Genomic DNA, 16,354 nt, shown 5'->3' on the forward strand with positions numbered 1-16,354 from the left:
GACCGCTCAGGCCTCCCGCTCCTTCTCGTGGGGCAGGTCGCCGACCGGGGCACTGGCGACGCCGATCGTGCTGCGGGTGATCGACTCGACGGCCTCCTGCGCCTTCTGCGCGTCGGTGACCCAGAGCTTGTAGAAGTCGAACGGGCACTCGGCGACGCCCTTGTCCCCGTCGCCCGCGGCGTGCACACCGGTGTAGCCGCGGTGCAGCAGCTTGAACAGGTGGTTCTGCGACTGGTCGTGGGAGCGGGCGTCGCGGATCGCGCCGAGGGAGAGCTGTGCGTACTGCACGCCGTAGTCCTCCTCGCCGCATTCGCCCAGCGTGCGGCCGTCGAACCCGACGATCGCGGAGTGCCCGAAGTAGGAGTAGACGCCGTCCCAGCCGGTGGCGTTGGCGACCGCGACGTAGCAGTTGTTCGCCCATGCCATCGCCTTGGCCATCATGACCTGCTGGTCCTTGGCCGGGTACATGTAGCCCTGTGGCCGCACGATCAGCTCGGCGCCCTTCATCGCGCAGTCGCGCCAGATCTCGGGGTAGTTGCCGTCGTCGCAGATGATCAGCGAGATCTTCATGCCCTTCGGGCCCTCGGTGACGTAGGTGGAGTCACCCGGGTACCAGCCCTCGATCGGGTTCCAGGGCAGGATCTTGCGGTAGCGCTGCACGATCTCGCCCTGGTCGTCGATCAGCACCAGCGTGTTGTACGGCGGCTTGTCCGGGTGGTCCTCGTGCTGCTCACCGGTGATGGAGAAGACGCCCCACACCCCGGTGCTCCGGCACGCCTCGGAGAAGATCTCGGTGACCGGGCCGGGGATCGTCGCGGCCGTCGCGAACATCTCCTGCTGGTCGTACATGATCCCCATGGTCGAGTACTCGGGGAACACGACCAGGTCGAGCCCGGGCAGGCCCTGCTTGAGCCCGGAGACCATCTCGGCGATGTTCCGGGCGTTGTCCAGGACCTCCTCGGTGGTGTGCAGCCGCGGCATCTTGTAGTTGACGACCGCGACGCCGACGGTGTCCGGGCTGGCCGAGATGTCTCCGTGCCGCATGGTGCTGCCTCCTCGGGCTTGCTCCGTCAAAGCTTCCATCGGAAACTATTCAGCACCGAAGCAGGGTGTCAACGGGGACGGATCAGCGCGGAAACCCGCACGCAACGCGGGCGGACGAGACTCGGGTGCGATGGACGGGAACGGGTACAGGGCCGGCGGCTACCGAGTCGCCGAGAGAGCCGCCGACGGGGCCGACGACGTGCTGACGGTCGCCTTCGTCGTTCCCGGGCAGGGGCCGTCGGGGATCTACGGCCCGTCCTGCCGGGCCAGCGGCGAGCTGTCCGCGGCCGAGATCAACGAGGCCGGTGGGATCCTGTCCCGGCGGGTCGAGCTGCACGCCGTCGACGGCGGCCGCAGCCCCGGCGCCGTCGCCGACGAGGTCGAGCGGCTCACCGCCACCGGCCGCGCCGACGCCGTCGTCGGCTGGCACACCTCCGCGGTGCGGCGCAGCGTCGCCGACCGGCTGCGCGGCAGCGTGCCCTACGTCTACACCGCGGTCTACGAGGGCGGCGAGCGCGCGCCCGGGGTGTACCTGACCGGTGAGACCCCCGGCGCGCAGCTGCGTCCGGCGCTGCACTGGATGCGCACCGAGGCCGGTGTCCGGAGCTGGACGGTCGTCGGCAGCGACTACATCTGGCCGCGTGCCTCGGCCCGCGCCGCCGCCCACTACGCCGACGAGCTGGGCCTGCACGTCGACCGGGAGATCTTCGTGCCGCTCGGCACCCGCGACTTCTCCGACGTGGTGGCCGGCCTGCGCGACGGCGCCGCGAGCGGCGTGCCCGGCGGTGTGCTGATGTTCCTGCTCGGCTCCGACGCGGTCGCGTTCAACCGGGAGTTCGCCCGCGCCGGGCTCGCCGAGCGGATGGTGCGGCTCAGCCCGCTGATGGACGAGAACATGCTCATGGGCTCCGCGCCGGAGGACAACGTCGGCGTGCACTCCGTCGCCGGGTACTTCGAGACGCTCGGTTCGCCGTGCGGCCTGGACTTCGAGCGCCGCTACGTCGACCGGCTCGGCGCCGGGGCGCCCGCGCTGACCTCACCGGGGGAGTCGTGCTTCGAGGGGCTGACCCTGCTGGCACGCCTGGCCGAGACGGCCGGGTCGCTGGACCCGGAGGTGGTCGCGGCGGCGTCCGGGCAGGTGCCCGGCTACCAGAGCCCGCGCGGTGCGGTCCGGCTGCACGACCGGCACCTGGTGCAGCAGATCTACCTGGCCCGGGCCGGTGGCCTGCAGTTCGACGTGCTGACCGATCTCGACGTGCAGGTGTGAGCGGGCCCCGGTCAGGGCTCCGGTCGGGACGCAGCTCAGGAGCCGAGGCGGGCCAGCAGCTCGAGCAGGGCCGGGGCGTCGTCGTCGAGGTCGGCGAGGACCTCGCGCTCGACCTCGTCGACCCGCCACTGCAGCGCCGCCAGGGTCTCCTGCCCGGCGTCGGAGATCCGGACGACGACGCGGCGCCGGTCCCGCTCGTCGACGGCGCGGTAGACCAGAGCGGCGTCGGTGAGCCGGTCGACGATCTTGGTCATCGTCGGGCCGGGAACGAGCAGCCGCTCCGCGAGCTCGGACATCGTGCGGCCGTGGCCGTCGGAGAGCAGGTCCAGGGTGCGCCAGCGGTCGGGGGTGAGGTCGTGGCGGACGAGCACGGCGTCGAGCCGGCGCGAGGTGTACCGCTCGGCCCGGCTGAGCAGCGCCGACAGCGACCGGAGCGAGGTCTCGGTGTCGGTCCCGCCGCCGGTCCGGGTGCCGGGGGTGTCCGGGGTGCCGGTCTCCACATCGGAGCCCGTGGTCATGCCGCCTCCTGCTGGTCGGTCCGGTGCGCGGAGATCACCCGGACCGGTTGTTTCCACTGTAAAGGATCGCCGCGGCGGGGCCGCCGGTCCTGTGGCGGGTCGCACCCGGTGCGGCGCGGTGCCCGGCCGGGCACGCAACCGGTGCCGCGGCACACCGGCCGGTCCGGCCCCCGGACCTCGCCGGGGTTGTCCTGTGGCGCAGACGCTGCCTAGGGTCCTGACGCCGGATGTGACGCGCGTAGACACCGTGGGTGGACGACTGGTGACCGAGAGGAGCCGTGTGCGACCGATGACCCTGCCGGCCTCGACTCCGCCGGCCCTGCCGGTGCCGGTGGCCCCGTTGGTCCGGGCCACTCAGCCGATCCGGGCGACACCGCCGGTCCTGATGACACCGCCGGAGCGACCGCCGGGCGCCACGGCGGGGGAGCGGCGGTGAGCGCGGAGCGGGCCGGGCGTCGGGTGACCCGCGCCGACGTCGCCCGCGTCGCCGGGACGTCGACGGCCGTCGTGAGCTACGTGGTCAACAACGGACCGCGGCCGGTCGCGCCGGCCACCCGGGAACGTGTCCTGGCCGCGATCGAGCAGGTCGGCTACGTCCCGGACACGATCGCGAAGGCGCTGGCGTCGGGGGCCACCGGCACCTACGGGCTGATCGTGCCCGACATCGCCAACCCGTTCTTCGCCGCGCTCGCGCACGCCGTCGACGAGGCGACCTCGGCGGTCGGGAAGGTCGTGCTGCTCGGCGACTCGGCGGAGAGCAAGCAGCGTGAGTCCGAGCTGATCGACACCTTCATGCGGCGGCGGATCGACGGGCTGCTGTTCGTCGGCGTCGACAACAGCCCGGCCCTGGGCACGCTGACCGGCAACGGGGTGCCCGTCGTGATCCTCGACCGCGACGCCCGCACCGCCGACCGCGACGACCCGGCCGCCCCGGTGTCCGCCGCGGTCTCGATGTCGGTGTCGATCGACAACGTGGGCGCGGCCCGCGTGGTCACCGAGCACCTGCTCGGCCACGGCTACACCCGCGTCGGGATCACCGCCGGCCCGGCCGGTCTCGACCCCGCCCGCGACCGCCTCGCCGGCTGGCACGACGCGCTGACCGCGGCCGGTCTCGACCCCGACCCGCGGTGGGTCGTCGAGGCGCCGTTCAGCCGCCGCGGCGGGCTGGACGCGGGCAGGGCCCTGTTCGCCCGGGCCGGCGCCGACCGGCCGGAGGCGGTGTTCGCCTCCAACGAGCAGCAGGCCATCGGGCTGCTGGTGGCCGCGGACGAGGCCGGGCTGCGGGTCCCCGCCGACGTCGCGGTCATCTCCTTCGACGGCACCGAGGCCTCCGAGTACTGCGTGCCGCGGCTGTCCGGGGTGGTGCAGCCGCTGGGGGCGATGGCCCGCACGGCCGTCGAGCTGCTCGGCCGGGCAGCCGGCGCCGCGGAGCCCGTGCCCGCGGCGCACGTGCTGAGCGACTACGAGCTGCGCATCCGGCCGTCCTGCGGCCCGCACGACGGAGCCGTGGCCCAGCCGTTCCCGTAGCCGGTCCGAGAACGTCGCGGTTCAGGCGGGCCCGTACAGCCGCCGGTGCGCGAACCGCATCGCGCCCCGGTACACCGGCCCCGCCGGGCCCGACGCGGCCAGCGCCGCCCGGGCAGCGTTCCCGCCCGGCCCGCCGTGCACCGCACCGCCCGGGTGCGCGGACGCCCCGGCCAGGAACAGCCCCGGCACCGGGGTGTCGGCCCGCGCCGGCCCGGGGACCGGGCGGAACACCAGCTGCTGGTGCACCGCGGCGGTGCCGCCGGTGATGGCGCCGTCGACGAGGTTGCCGTTGCCTGCCTGCAGGTCCGCGGGCCCGGCGACGGCACGTGCGCGGACCAGCGACCGGAACCCCGGCGCGTGGGCCTCGACCACCTGCTCCATGCGGTCGGCCCAGCGCAGCACGTCGTCGCGGCCCCAGCCGAGCCCGCGGGGCACGTGCGTGTACGCCCACGCCGACTCCGTCCCGGCGGGGGACCGGGACGGGTCGGCCGTGGTCATCTGCCCGAACAGCAGGAACGGGGTCTCCGGCAGCCGCCCCGCGGTGAGGGCACCGGCGTAGCGGCGCAGCCCGTCGACGTCGGCGCCCAGGTGCACGGTCCCGGCGCCGTGCGCGCCGTCGGCGGTCCACGGCACCGGCCCGTCGAGCGCCCAGTCGATCTTCACCGTCGAGAAGTCCCACTGGAACCGGTCCAGGTCGGCGACGAACCGGGCCGGCAGATGCTGTTCGCCGACGAGCTCGCGGTACAGGCGTGGCGCGTCGACGTCGGCGAGCACCGCGCGGCGGGCCCGCACCGTGTCCCCGGACGCGTCCCGGACCCCGGCGGCACGGCCCCGCCGGATCAGCACCTCGGTCACCGGCCGGTCGCAGTCGATCCGCCCGCCGCGGGCGGTCAGCCGCGCCACCAGCGCGTCGGTCAGCGCGCCCGCACCGCCCTCCGGGACCGGGAACCCGACCCGCTGCCCGAGCATCGCCAGCAGCCAGCCGTAGGCGGAGCTCGCGGCGGCGTCCGGGCCGAGGTCGGTGTGCAGCGCGTTCCCGGCCAGCAGCAGTGCCGCCGCCGACCCGCCGAACCGTTCCTGCGCGGTGCGGGTCACCGGGGCGACGAGCATCCGGGCCAGCCGCAGCGCGTCCCCGGTGCCGAGCGTGCGCAGCAGCCGTGCCGACGCGCGGACCGGCGGGAACGGGCGCAGCGCGGCGGCCAGCACGTCGTCGCCGATCCGGTCCCACTGCGAGACCAGCTCGTACCAGGCGTCGCCGTCGCCGGGGTGGTCGAGGTCCAGCGTCACGGCGGTGTCGTCGACGTCGCGGTGCAGCACCGCGCACCGCCCGTCGAGGGTGGGGTGGGCGAGCACGGTGGGGGCGTGCCGCCAGCGCAGCCCGTACGCGGGCAGGTCCAGTCCGCCGAGCACCGGCGACGCCGCCCCCAACGGGTGGAACGCGCTGCCCAGGTCGTTGACGAAGCCGGGCGCGGTGATCTCCGCCGAGCGCACCGCGCCACCGGGCGCCTCGGCCGCCTCACAGACCAGGACGCTCCAGCCGGCGTCGGTGAGCAGGTTGGCCGCGACCAGCCCGTTGTGCCCCGCCCCGACCACGACGGCGTCGACCGATCCGCTCATCGGTCCATCGTGCCGCGACCTCACTCCTGCGGCGCGGCCACCACGTAGTCCTCGGGCACCGGTTCGCCCGCGAGGAACAGGTCCAGGATCTCCCGCACCCCGTCGGCGATCTTGACCTGGGACTCGACGGTCATACCGGAGTAGTGGATGGTCATCGCGTTGCGCGGCATGGTCCGCCACGGGTGATCCGCCGGTGCCGGCTGCGGGTACCAGGTGTCACCGGCGTAACCGGCGAGCTGCCCGGACTCGCAGGCCTCGCGGACGGCGTCGGCGTCGGCGATCGCGCCGCGGGCGGTGTTGACGATCCACGCGCCCTTCTTCATCGACGCGATCCGCTCGGCGTTGAACAGCGCCCTGGAGCCGTCGGTCAGCGGCACCGCGACGCAGACGACGTCGGAGGTCTCCAGCAGGTGGTCGAGGCGCGCGTAGCGGACACCCAGCGTGGCCTCCTCGGCGGGGCTGCGGCGGTGCCGGGCGTGGTAGAGCATCGTGACGTCGAAACCCTTGAGCCGCAGCGCAGTGCGTCCGCCGATCGCGCCGAGACCGATGATCCCGACAGTCTTGCCCTCCAGGTCGTGGGCCTCCTGGGAGGCCTCCGCGACGTCCCAGTCGCCGTTCGCGACCTGCTCGTGGGCGGGCACGAAGTTGCGGACCAGCGCGAGGATCTGCAGCACGTTGTGCTCGGCGACGGCGACGACGTTCGACCCGGTCACCTCGGCGACCGTGATCCCGTGCTCGACGGCGGCGTCGGAGTCGATGTGGTCCGAGCCGATACCCGCGGTGATCGCCAGCTTCAGGCTCGACGCCTTCGCGATCCGGTCGGCGTCGAAGTAGACCGGCCAGAACGGCGTGGTGATCAGTACCTCGGCGTCGGTGAGCAGCTCGTCGAGCTTCTCCCCGGTCTCGCTGGTGAGGACGAGCTCGTGGCCGGCGTCGGCCAGGTGGTCGCCCAGGTCGAGACCGCGCACCGCGCTGGCCAGGACGTCCGGGTGGCGGTCGGGGTTGTCGTCCGGGTAGAGCACGGCGACGACCTTCACGGTTCCTCCTGGAGATGTGGGGGCGTTCCGGTCGTGGGCTACCCGTCGGCGGGCGCGGCAACCACCGGAGTGCGCCGGCCCGGGAACGACGCCCCGAGCAGCCGCAGGAGCGGCCCCGCCTTCACCGCGGTCTCCTCGAACTCGGCATCGGGGTCCGACAGCGCGATCACCGCCCCGCCGACGCCGTAGCCGATCCGCCCGTCGTGCAGCACCGCGGTGCGGATGACCACGCTGAGGTCCGCGGCGCCGGTCAGCGAGAGGTAGCCGATCGCGCCGGAGTAGACACCCCGCGGGCCGCCCTCCAACCGGTCCAGGATCTCCATGGTGCGGATCTTCGGGGCACCGGTCATCGAGCCGGGCGGGAACGCGGCCCGCACCATGTCGACCGCGCTCGTGCCGGGCCGCAGCCGGGCCCGCACCGTGCTGACCAGCTGGTGCACGCTCGGGTAGGTCTCGACGGCGAACAGCGGGTCGGCGACGACCGACCCGACCTCCGCGCAGCGGCCGAGGTCGTGGCGCACCAGGTCGACGATCATCAGGTTCTCGGCGCGGTCCTTCTCCGCGTGCGCGAGGTCGTCGCGCAGCAGGGCGTCGTCGGCGCCGGTGCGCCCGCGCGGGCGGGTGCCCTTGATCGGCCGCGACTCGGCGACGCCGTCGGCGCCGACCCGCAGGAACCGCTCCGGCGACGCGCTCAGGACCGCCACGTCGCCGAAGTGCAGGAACGCGGCGAACGGGGCGGCGGCGTCGCGGCGCAGCCGCCGGTAGGCCGTCCACGGGTCGAGGCCGGCCTCGGCGGTGATCTGGTTGGTCAGGCAGACCTCGTAGGTCTCGCCGTCGGCGATCTCGGCGCGGCAGGCCTGCACCAGGTCGAGGTAGGTGTCGCGGTCGTGGCGCAGGGCCACCCCGGCCGTCACCCCGACAGGGGCCGGATCGGGCTCGGGCAGGGGAGCGAGCCCGGCCAGCGTGTCCGCCGCGGAGCGCAGCCACTCCCGGGCGGCCGCCTCGGCGTCGCGCCCGGTGCCGTCCGCAGAGCCGTCGTCCCCAGGGCCGTCGCCCGCAGAGCCGTCGTCCCCAGGGCCGTCGCCTGCGGTGTCTTCCTCGGGGCCGTCCGGAGCACCGTCCTCGACCAGAGCGAGCAGGTGCGCGGTGCCCGCGTGGTGGTCGATGACCAGCGCACGGTCGCAGAACACCATCGACGCGTCGGGGACGTCGCTGCGGTGCGCGGCGTCGCCGTCGCACTCGGCCTTGAGCTCGTAGCCCAGCCACCCGACCCAGCCGAGCGCGAAGCCGAACGGCAGCTCCGGCACCGTGGTGTCGATCCCGGCGAGGTCACGGTCGAGCCAGTCCAGGAACCCGCTCGCGACGACCTCGGTGCCGGCCGCGGAGCGGACCGTGACCGTCCCGTCGGGTACCGACGCGTGCGCGGTGCGGGCCAGCGGGCCGGACGCGTCGCCGAGCACCGACAGCCGCCCCAGCGGGCCACCGGGGGCGCTGCTGTCCAGCCAGAACGGGTGCTGCCCGCGCCGGAACAGCGCGTCGAACGCGGCCTCTGTGTCAATTGTCCCGGTGTCGATCGTGCCGGCATCCGCGGGGCCGGTCACCTGCTCGGCCAGCACCCGCAGCCGCCGCGGCGTGCGCGCGGTGGGGCGCGTGGACGGGTCCGGCGATGCCCCCGGCGCCATGACCCGCGGTGCCGTCGCGGCCCGGCGCGAGCGGGCCAGGTCCCGGAAGTTCGCCAGCAGCACGATGCCGTGCTCGCTGGCCGCGGACTCCGGGTGGAACTGCACGCCCCACAGCGGCAGGTCGCGGTGCCGCAGTCCCATGAGGACACCGTCGCCGGTCCATGCGGTCGCGACCAGCTCCGGCGGGAGCCGGGTCACCGCCAGCGAGTGGTAGCGCACCATCTCGACCGGGTCCGGCAGCCCCGCGAACAGCCCGGTGCCGTCGTGGTGCACCGCCGAGACGCGGCCGTGCACCGGCTCCGGCGCGTGCCCGACCCGCGCGCCGTACGCCGCCGCGATCGTCTGGTGCCCGAGGCAGACACCGAGCACCGGCACCCGGTCCTGCCGGACGAGGCCGGCGCAGATCCCGACGTCACCGGGCCGGTGCGGGGTGCCCGGACCGGGGGAGAGGACGACGGCGTCGAACGAGTCGAGCATGTCCGGTCGCCACCGCGGGTCGTCGTTGGCGACGACCTCCGGCTCGCTCCCGGTCACCTGCGCCAGCTGGTGGAACAGGTTGAACGTGAAGGAGTCGTGGTTGTCGACCAGCAGTGCGCGCATCGATGTCCTGGGGCCTCGTCCTCGGTGGATCACGGACCGACCAGGATGCCCCGCCGGGACCGTCACCGGGCAGCCGGTGTGACACCGTTCGCCCCATGACCGTCGCCTCCCCGGACGAGCAGGCGCTGCTCCGCGCACTGGCGATCACCGGCTACGGCCACTTCACCACCGTGCTCCCCGTCGACGGTCGGGTCCGCGGCCTCGACCGGCACCTGGCCCGGCTGCGCGAGGACTGCCGCACCCTGTTCGGTACCGAGCTGGACGTGGACGCCGTGCGCGATCGGGTCCGTGCGGTCGCGCCCGCGTCCGGTGCGGTGGTGGTGCGGGTGACCGTCGCCGATCCGGACCTCGCCCTCGGGCACCTCGGCGGGCGCGCGTCACCGCAGTTCGTGGTCAGTGCCCGCCCGGCCCCGGCCGGGCCGCCGCGTCCGATCCGGGTGCGTGCCGTCGAGCACGAGCGGTACCTGCCGCACGTGAAGAGCGTCGGCCTGTTCCCGACGATGCACCTGCGCCGCACCGCCGAGCGCGCCGGCGCCGACGACGTCCTGTTCACCGGGCCCGGCGGTGTCGTGCTGGAGGGCAGCACCTGGAACATCGGCCTGGTCCGCGACGGCACGGTGGTGTGGCCGTCCGGCCCGGCACTGCCCGGCGTCACCCGCGCCCTGCTGCGCGAGGCGCTGCCCGGCACGGTCACCCAGACCGACGCGACCGTCACCCTCGCCGAGCTGGGCGGCTACGACGCCGCGTTCGCCACCAACGCCACCGGTGTACGCCCGATCGCGGCCGTCGACGGGACCCCGTTCGACCCGGGGCACCCGGTGCTCGCGCAGGTCACCCGGGCGCTGGAGCAGGTGCCGTCCGACCCGCTGTGAGCCGGTACTCGCGCGGCGAGCGGTGGCGGCGTGTACCTCAGGGGTGCCGGGCGGCGTAGGAGCGGCAGGCGGCGGCCACGTCGGCGGCGATGTCGGCGGCCGGGCGGCACGGGCAGGTCCCGCACCAGCCGTGTGCCCCGGTGCAGCGGAACGCCAGGCAGCAGGTGCGGCGCTCCACCGACGTCCACGCCCGCCCGTCGACGACGACGTCGTCCACGGCGACCAGCTCGTCCAGCTCGGCCGCGCACAGCAGCTCCCGGGCGGCGCCGGTGTGGCGGTCGTGGTCCGGGCAGGGCCAGGACAGGTGCAGATAGGACAGCGCCACGGCGTGTGCGACGGCGCCGCGCAGCAGCCGCGGACTCGCCCGGGTGCGGGCGGCCAGGGCGTCGGCGACGGGCAGGAGCCCCTCGGTGAGCAGGCTGCGGCGGAGCGCGGCGCGGTCGCCGTGGGCGGGGACGCCGTCGGCGGCGAACGCGACCCAGCCCGGGACCCGTTCGTCCGGGCCCAGCGACACGGCGGCGGGGCGGGCGTCGAGCAGCACGTCGAGCTGGGTGAACGCGGCCAGCACCGGCGGCGTGAGGCGCAGCGCGTAGCGGTCGAGGAGCAGGATCGCGGCGACGGCACGGGTGCGCGCACCCCGCTCGCGCTGCACCCGGGCGATCGCGTCGTCGAGCCCGGCGCCGAACACGAGATCGGCCGGGGTGAAGCCCGTGGGACGGCCGCGCCGGGCGACGAACCGGTCGCCCAGCGGCGCCGTGGCGACCGGGACGGCGGCCGGATCGTCCGGGAAGGTCATGGGGACAGGCATACCTGATCCGGTGGCCCGGCCCGTGTCGTCGCGGACCGGGCCACCGGCGTGCGGGGCGCTCGGCTGTTCGTGGTGCTCGGTGTCAGCGCAGCGCCGGGGCGATCGCGACCGGCTCGCGGTGCGCCTCGTGGTGGTTGGCGTTGCGCGGGGTGGCGAGCACCTGGCGGGTGCGGTCGTCGAGCGCCGCGGAGTCCGACAGCGCGCCGCTGCTCGCCAGCGTCGTCTCCAGCGCCTCGAGCCAGTGCAGGTAGTAGCTCCAGGGCTCGTCGCCCTCGCCGGACTCCCAGCGCTGGATCGACCGGATCAGCGACAGCTGGAACTCGCTCCACTCGTAGTGGCCCTCGTGGTACGCGGCCACCGCCATCGCGAACGCGCGCAGCTCCCACGGCTCGTCGAACGGCTTGTCCGTGCCGGGGATGTCGCAGATCAGCTGCTCGACGCGGCGGCGCGCGTCGCCCAGCTCGGTCGCGCCGGGCCGGATGCCGTCGTGCTCCTCGGCGCCGCTCACTGCGCCACCTCGGTGGCGGACTTCGGCAGGCCGACGCCGATCATCGAGTCGCGGGTGACGAGGGTCGCCAGCTGCTCCTCCGACAGACCCTCGGTGCCGGCCGGGCGCTGCGGCAGCACCCAGTAGCGCAGTTCGGAGCTGGAGTCCCAGATCCGGATCTCGACGGTGTCCGGCAGCTCCAGGCCGAAGTCCTCGGCGAGGACCTTGCGCGGCTCGCGGACGATGCGCGCGCGGTAGGCCGGCGCCTTGTACCAGTTCGGGGGCAGCCCCAGCACCGGCCACGGGTAGCAGGAACACAGCGTGCAGACGATGGCGTGGTGCACGGTGTCGGTGTTCTCCACCGCCACCATCTCCTCGCCCTGCAGGCCGCCGACGCCGACCTCGCGGCACGCCGCGGAGGCGTCCTCGAGCAGCCGCTTCTTGAAGTCCGGGTCCACCCAGGCCTTCGCGACGACCTTGGCGCCCAGCTGCGGGCCGACCTCGTTCTCGTAGATCTCGGCGAGCCGGTCGACGGCCGCGGTGGTCATGACGCCCTTCTCGATGAGCATCGCCTCGAGGGCCTTCACCCGGGCGGCGATCTCCTCCTGGGAGCGGAGCGCGGTGTCGGTACGGGTCTCGGACATGGGTCAGGCTCCCTGGGTGGCGGTGGCAGGCGCGAGGGTGAGGTAGGGCTCCCACACGTCGAAGTGGACGGTGCCGTTGGGGTCGGCGACCTCGGGGCCCCACAGGTCGGTGGCGTCGAACTTCACGGTGTAGAGGTGCTCGGGGCAGTCCCCGAGGCCGTTGCCCGCGGTGTCGGGGTACAGGTAGGTGCCGTGCGCCCCGGTGATGACGCCGCGCTTGCCGCGGATGTAGCGGGCGCGGCGGGTGTGGCCGTACGGGCTGTCGTCGGAGATGACGACCTCGTCACCGACGGAGAACTGCGCGGTCTTGTCCGACTCCCGGTTCGCCGGGAAGCCGTTGGCCGACGCCCAGTTCACGAACTCCACGATCTCGGGGTCGGTCTCCTTCTCCGGCAGCGGCGCGTCCGGGTTCTCCAGGTAGTACTGCGTGCGCCGGTCGAGCTCGTCGGCGTCGATGACGCCTGCGGCCTCGGCGTAGTGCGAGATCGAGTGCAGCCAGTGCTCGTAGTAGTTGGAGAGCAGGTAGTCGGCGGGCTCGATCTGCTCGATGCCGTGCCGGAACATGTCCACGTTGAACAGCCCGGCGCGGGCGCTCTGGGCGAACATGGAGAACACGACGCGCTCCCAGTCGGCGCGGAACACCGGCTCGGACATGTGGTCGTTGTCGACCTTGCCCATGCCGTCGGTGCCGCCGAGGTCGAAGACTCCGTTCATCGGTTTCCTCCCACGGTGGTGAGCGCCGGCGGGGCGGGGAAGCCGCCGACGGCCTGTTCGAAGGTGTGCGCGACGCGCAGCACGGTTGCGTCGTCGAAGCGCTTGCCGATCACCATCAGCCCGGCGGGCAGGCCGTTGACCAGCCCGGCCGGGACCGACGCGGCCGGGTGGCCGCTGACGTCGAACGGGGCGCAGTTGCCGACCATGCCGAGCGCCGTGGGCAGGTAGGTCTCCAGCGGGGAGCCCCGGGAGATCAGCTCGGGCGCGGTGTAGGGCAGGGTCGGCATGACCAGCACGTCGTAGCTGGTCAGGGCGTGGTCGTAGGCGGCGCGCAGCTCGTAGGCGAGATTGCGGGCCATCGCGTAGTAGGCGCCGCCGGCGTGCTCGAAGGTGTAGCGGCCGGACAGCCCGACCAGCTTCACCGTCTTCGACAGCTCCGCGCCCCGCTCGATCCGCTGCCGTGCGTAGTGCGCGACGAGCTCCGGGTCGTAGAGCGCGTCGTAGTTCTGGCCGTAGGCGTTGCCGTCGAGCATCTGGTACGCCGCGCCCTCGGTGGCGATGACGTTCCAGACCGCGAACCCGTCGAGGTGCCAGGGGATCGACACGTCCTCGGCGGTCAGCCCGGCGCCGCGCAGCGTCTCGACGGCGTCGCGGACGGCCTCGTCGACGGCCGGGTCGCTCTCCGGCCGGCCGAAGCCCTCGGTCACGACGCCGACCCGCAGCCCGGACGCCGACTCGCCGAGCGTCGCGAGGTAGTCGACCTCGTCGACGACGGTGGGCTGGCGCGCGTCGTAGCCGTCGACACCGGCCAGCACGTTCAGCATCAGCGCCGCGTCGGACACGGTGCGGGCGATCGGGCCGAGGTGGTCGATCGTGGACTCGATCGGGAACGCGCCGGTGTAGGGCACCAGGCCGTGGGTCGGCTTGTGGCCCACCGTCCCGCAGAACGAGCTGGGGATCCGGATCGACCCGCCCTGGTCGCCGCCGACGGCGAGGTCGACGGCGCCGCTGCCGACCAGCGCCGCGCTGCCGCTGGACGAGCCGCCGGAGTTGCGCGACGGGTCCCAGGGGTTGCGCACCGGCTCCGGCTGCGAGGTGAAGCTCGCACCGGAGAAGCACAGGTCCTCGCAGACCGCCTTGCCGGTGATCGTCGCCCCGGCCTCGAGCAGCCGGGTCGCGACCGTGGCGTCGCGCAGCGGGACGAAGCCCTCGACGGTGCGCGAGCCGTTGGTCATCGGCACGCCGGCCAGGGAGATGTTGTCCTTCAGCGCGACCGTGCGCCCGGCCAGCGGGCCCTCGGCGGCTCCGGCGACCGACGTGGTGACGTACCAGCCGCCGAGCGGGTTGTCCGCGGGCTCGCTCCACTCCCGGTGCGGCGCCTGCGGCGCGCTCTGCCGGTAGAGCTCCTCGACGCGCTCGGACGCGGCCAGCGTCGCGGCGACGGCCGGGCCGAACTCGGCCTGCTCGGCCTCGGACAGCCCGAAGGCGTAGTGCTCGTTCAGCGCTGCGATCGCGGCCCCGTCGGGGGGAGGTATCGGGTTCGGTGCTGCCATCGAGCGGCTCTCCTCACATCCGTGGATGCGTGAAAGCTAGGAAGCGAAGATGGTCATGTCAATGGATAGCGACGCATTGACAAGATCGAAACACGGAACGACCGGTCGCCGTTACCGGCGTCGCCCGGAGTCGGTCATCGCGACGAACGTCCCGCCCCGGGCCGTGGCCAGGTGCAGGTGCCGGTCGGCGTGGTCGGCGCCGTCGATGCAGATGGTGCCGCGGGGCACCTCGAACCGGCCGTGCCGGATCGCGTCGGCCACCGCGTACGGGTCGACGCCACCGGCCTTGCGTGCCGCGGCGGCCCACACGTGGATCGCCTCGAACATCGACTCCGACAGCGACGACAGCGGGGGAGCCCACGGGCCGAAGGCCTCCCGGTAGCGCTCCAGCAGCGTCCCGTTCCGCTCGGTCTGCAGGTGCTGGAAGTAGCCGGAGACGCCGTGGATGCCGGTCGCGGCGTCGGCGCCGATGCGTTCCAGGGATGCCTCGTCCATCGCAGGGGCGAGGCTGATCGCGCTGTCCCGCAGTCCCATCGCGTGGCACTGGCGTTCGAACGCGGCCCCGTCGGCGCCGACGAAGGTGTTCAGCACGATGTCCGCGCCGGACGCGGCGATCCGCTCGATCAGCGGGGTGAAGTCCCGGGCGCCCAGTGCGGCGTAGCTCTCGCCGACCAGCGTCGCGCCCTGCTCGGGCAGCACCTCGCGGGCGATGGCGTTGACCGTGCGCGGCCACACGTAGTCGTTGCCTGCGAGGAACCAGCGGTGCCCGCCGGCCGAGCGCATCAGCGGGACCGCGGCCCGGCGGAGCTGGGTCTGCGGCCGCTCGCCGAGCCGGATCCGTAGCCGGGACTCGCCGCCGCCCTCGTTCATGTTGGTCAGCAGGACCAGGACGTCCTGGCCCTCCAGCGCGGCGGACACGGCGTCGTAGGTCGCCGAGGTCGTCGTCAGCAGGATCGTCCGGCAACCCGCGCGGGCCAGCCGCAGCGCTTCCAGCGCACCGGTGCCGGGGTCGGTCGCGTCGTCGCCCTGCAGCAGCTCGACCGGCCGGCCCGCGACGCCGTCCGCGGCGTTGATCTCGTCGACGGCCAGTGCCGCGACGTTCCCGACGGCCGCGGCGAACAGGCTCCCCGACCCGGACCTGCTGGTCAGCGCCCCGAGCCGTGGCCCGGACGGCTCCCGGTCGCGCACCGGGTGCCCGCGCCGGCGCATCAGCCACTCCAGGCCCTGCTCGTCGATCTCGGCGTCGAGCCGGATGCGGGTGCCGCCGGGGGCGGGGGAGAAGCGCAGCCGGATCCGGCCCCGCCATGGCTGGTCGTGGGTGATCGTCAGCGAGCGCGGGCGGCGCAGCTCGCTGATCCGGCCGAGGATCTCGACCGGCGGGCCGCCGCCGAGCGGGGCCCGCAGGGTGACCACGGCACCGACCTCCACGCGGTCGCAGGCGGCACCGAACAGCCAGCCGCTCCCGTCCCGGCCGAACTGGTCGAACACCAGGCTCGGCGCGACGGCGGCGAACTCGTCCACCCCGATCGCGAGCGTGCCCACCTCAGCGTGTCCTCTGCTCCCGCAGGGTCATCCGGCGGCGTCGCGCACGGGCCGGGCCGCGCTGTCCTCGGCGGCCGATCGTGCGTCGTCCAGCGAGGAGCGGAACAGTGTGCGCAGCAACGCGATGACATCGGCGGCGGCGCCACCGGGCTCGATCGAGTAGTACCGGTAGCGGCCCTCGCGGCGCTCCTGGACCAGCCCGGCCGTGCGCAGCACCCGCAGGTGCGTCGACACCGCCGTGCGGCCGACCGTCGTGATCTGCTCGGCCAGCTCGCCCGCGCTGCAGGACTCGGTCTCGGACAGCACCGCGAGGATCTGGCGGCGGATGGGGTCGGCGAGCGCGTCGAAGGCCAGGTCGGGGTCGCGCCCAACCCGGAACGACGTGTCATCACTCGGCGACATGACGTCGGAGTGTAACGGGGTCCGGGGGAACCGAACAGCC

General features: G+C 74.0%; 15 protein-coding genes. 3 read left to right on the forward strand and 12 right to left on the reverse strand.

Annotation, left to right across the window (positions count from 1 at the left end; all coding sequences use genetic code 11):
* Positions 1 to 6: 6 nt before the first annotated feature.
* Positions 7 to 1,044, reverse strand: a complete 1,038-nt coding sequence (locus ACLE50_RS12635) for an aliphatic amidase (protein ID WP_410943685.1) — start codon at positions 1,042 to 1,044, stop codon at positions 7 to 9.
* A 130-nt stretch (positions 1,045 to 1,174) separates the two neighbouring features.
* On the opposite strand from ACLE50_RS12635, the gene ACLE50_RS12640 reads away from it, so the two are divergent.
* Entirely contained in the window at positions 1,175 to 2,311 is a 1,137-nt protein-coding gene (locus ACLE50_RS12640) for a substrate-binding domain-containing protein (protein WP_410943686.1), read from the forward strand.
* Positions 2,312 to 2,346: 35 nt separating this feature from the next.
* On the opposite strand, the gene ACLE50_RS12645 is transcribed toward ACLE50_RS12640, so the two are convergent.
* The gene (locus ACLE50_RS12645) at positions 2,347 to 2,829 is read right to left on the reverse strand and encodes a MarR family winged helix-turn-helix transcriptional regulator (RefSeq protein WP_410943687.1); all 483 of its coding nucleotides are present in this window, start codon (positions 2,827 to 2,829) and stop codon (positions 2,347 to 2,349) included.
* Between the two features lie 432 nt (positions 2,830 to 3,261).
* Here ACLE50_RS12645 and ACLE50_RS12650 point away from each other — a divergent pair, with 432 nt between their 5' ends.
* The gene (locus ACLE50_RS12650) at positions 3,262 to 4,356 is read left to right on the forward strand and encodes a LacI family DNA-binding transcriptional regulator (protein ID WP_410943688.1); all 1,095 of its coding nucleotides are present in this window, start codon (positions 3,262 to 3,264) and stop codon (positions 4,354 to 4,356) included.
* Positions 4,357 to 4,377: 21 nt separating this feature from the next.
* On the opposite strand, the gene ACLE50_RS12655 is transcribed toward ACLE50_RS12650, so the two are convergent.
* From ACLE50_RS12655 to pabB, 3 genes are read right to left on the reverse strand one after another with little or no spacing between them, the layout of a single operon-like run.
* Positions 4,378 to 5,973 (reverse strand): phytoene desaturase family protein, encoded by a 1,596-nt coding sequence (locus ACLE50_RS12655; RefSeq protein ID WP_410943689.1) that lies wholly within the window; start codon positions 5,971 to 5,973, stop codon positions 4,378 to 4,380.
* 20 nt (positions 5,974 to 5,993) lie between these two features.
* The gene (locus tag ACLE50_RS12660) at positions 5,994 to 7,010 is read right to left on the reverse strand and encodes an NAD-dependent formate dehydrogenase (RefSeq protein WP_410943690.1); all 1,017 of its coding nucleotides are present in this window, start codon (positions 7,008 to 7,010) and stop codon (positions 5,994 to 5,996) included.
* Positions 7,011 to 7,048: 38 nt separating this feature from the next.
* Positions 7,049 to 9,292, reverse strand: a complete 2,244-nt coding sequence (gene pabB / locus ACLE50_RS12665; protein ID WP_410943691.1) for an aminodeoxychorismate synthase component I — start codon at positions 9,290 to 9,292, stop codon at positions 7,049 to 7,051.
* A 95-nt stretch (positions 9,293 to 9,387) separates the two neighbouring features.
* Here pabB and ACLE50_RS12670 point away from each other — a divergent pair, with 95 nt between their 5' ends.
* Positions 9,388 to 10,164, forward strand: a complete 777-nt coding sequence (locus ACLE50_RS12670; protein ID WP_410943692.1) for an aminotransferase class IV — start codon at positions 9,388 to 9,390, stop codon at positions 10,162 to 10,164.
* A gap of 37 nt (positions 10,165 to 10,201) precedes the next feature.
* On the opposite strand, the gene ACLE50_RS12675 is transcribed toward ACLE50_RS12670, so the two are convergent.
* From ACLE50_RS12675 to ACLE50_RS12705, 7 genes are all read right to left on the reverse strand, one after another.
* Complete coding sequence (locus ACLE50_RS12675; protein ID WP_410943693.1) at positions 10,202 to 10,960, reverse strand: hypothetical protein; 759 nt, start codon at positions 10,958 to 10,960, stop codon at positions 10,202 to 10,204.
* A 94-nt stretch (positions 10,961 to 11,054) separates the two neighbouring features.
* Positions 11,055 to 11,480 (reverse strand): nitrile hydratase accessory protein, encoded by a 426-nt coding sequence (locus tag ACLE50_RS12680; RefSeq protein WP_410943694.1) that lies wholly within the window; start codon positions 11,478 to 11,480, stop codon positions 11,055 to 11,057.
* Complete coding sequence (gene nthA, locus ACLE50_RS12685) at positions 11,477 to 12,103, reverse strand: nitrile hydratase subunit alpha (RefSeq protein ID WP_410943695.1); 627 nt, start codon at positions 12,101 to 12,103, stop codon at positions 11,477 to 11,479. The genes ACLE50_RS12680 and nthA overlap by 4 nt, the downstream gene beginning before the upstream one ends.
* A 3-nt stretch (positions 12,104 to 12,106) precedes the next feature.
* Positions 12,107 to 12,817 carry a nitrile hydratase subunit beta gene (gene nthB, locus ACLE50_RS12690; RefSeq protein WP_410943696.1) on the reverse strand — a complete coding sequence of 237 codons (711 nt, stop codon included), beginning with the start codon at positions 12,815 to 12,817 and terminating at the stop codon, positions 12,107 to 12,109.
* Entirely contained in the window at positions 12,814 to 14,370 is a 1,557-nt protein-coding gene (locus ACLE50_RS12695; protein WP_410943697.1) for an amidase, read from the reverse strand. Before ACLE50_RS12695 ends, nthB begins: the two co-directional genes overlap by 4 nt.
* A gap of 111 nt (positions 14,371 to 14,481) precedes the next feature.
* On the reverse strand, positions 14,482 to 15,912 hold the full coding sequence (locus ACLE50_RS12700) for an ABC transporter substrate-binding protein (protein WP_410943698.1): 1,431 nt from the start codon (positions 15,910 to 15,912) through the stop codon (positions 14,482 to 14,484).
* Positions 15,913 to 15,939: 27 nt separating this feature from the next.
* Positions 15,940 to 16,314 carry an ArsR/SmtB family transcription factor gene (locus ACLE50_RS12705; RefSeq protein WP_410943699.1) on the reverse strand — a complete coding sequence of 125 codons (375 nt, stop codon included), beginning with the start codon at positions 16,312 to 16,314 and terminating at the stop codon, positions 15,940 to 15,942.
* Positions 16,315 to 16,354: the final 40 nt, after the last annotated feature.

Source organism: Pseudonocardia phyllosphaerae (assembly GCF_046546475.1).
Taxonomy (GTDB): domain Bacteria; phylum Actinomycetota; class Actinomycetes; order Mycobacteriales; family Pseudonocardiaceae; genus Pseudonocardia; species Pseudonocardia phyllosphaerae.

Excerpts from the sequence above, each read along its gene's own strand:
- ACLE50_RS12635 (WP_410943685.1), bottom strand. The coding sequence starts at position 1,044 with ATGCGGCACGGAGACATCTCGGCCAGCCCGGACACCGTCGGCGTCGCG.
- ACLE50_RS12640 (WP_410943686.1), top strand. The coding sequence starts at position 1,175 with ATGGACGGGAACGGGTACAGGGCCGGCGGCTACCGAGTCGCCGAGAGA.
- ACLE50_RS12645 (WP_410943687.1), bottom strand. The coding sequence starts at position 2,829 with ATGACCACGGGCTCCGATGTGGAGACCGGCACCCCGGACACCCCCGGC.
- ACLE50_RS12655 (WP_410943689.1), bottom strand. The coding sequence starts at position 5,973 with ATGAGCGGATCGGTCGACGCCGTCGTGGTCGGGGCGGGGCACAACGGG.
- pabB (WP_410943691.1), bottom strand. The coding sequence starts at position 9,292 with ATGCGCGCACTGCTGGTCGACAACCACGACTCCTTCACGTTCAACCTG.
- ACLE50_RS12670 (WP_410943692.1), top strand. The coding sequence starts at position 9,388 with ATGACCGTCGCCTCCCCGGACGAGCAGGCGCTGCTCCGCGCACTGGCG.
- ACLE50_RS12675 (WP_410943693.1), bottom strand. The coding sequence starts at position 10,960 with ATGACCTTCCCGGACGATCCGGCCGCCGTCCCGGTCGCCACGGCGCCG.
- nthA (WP_410943695.1), bottom strand. The coding sequence starts at position 12,103 with ATGTCCGAGACCCGTACCGACACCGCGCTCCGCTCCCAGGAGGAGATC.
- nthB (WP_410943696.1), bottom strand. The coding sequence starts at position 12,817 with ATGAACGGAGTCTTCGACCTCGGCGGCACCGACGGCATGGGCAAGGTC.
- ACLE50_RS12695 (WP_410943697.1), bottom strand. The coding sequence starts at position 14,370 with ATGGCAGCACCGAACCCGATACCTCCCCCCGACGGGGCCGCGATCGCA.
- ACLE50_RS12705 (WP_410943699.1), bottom strand. The coding sequence starts at position 16,314 with ATGTCGCCGAGTGATGACACGTCGTTCCGGGTTGGGCGCGACCCCGAC.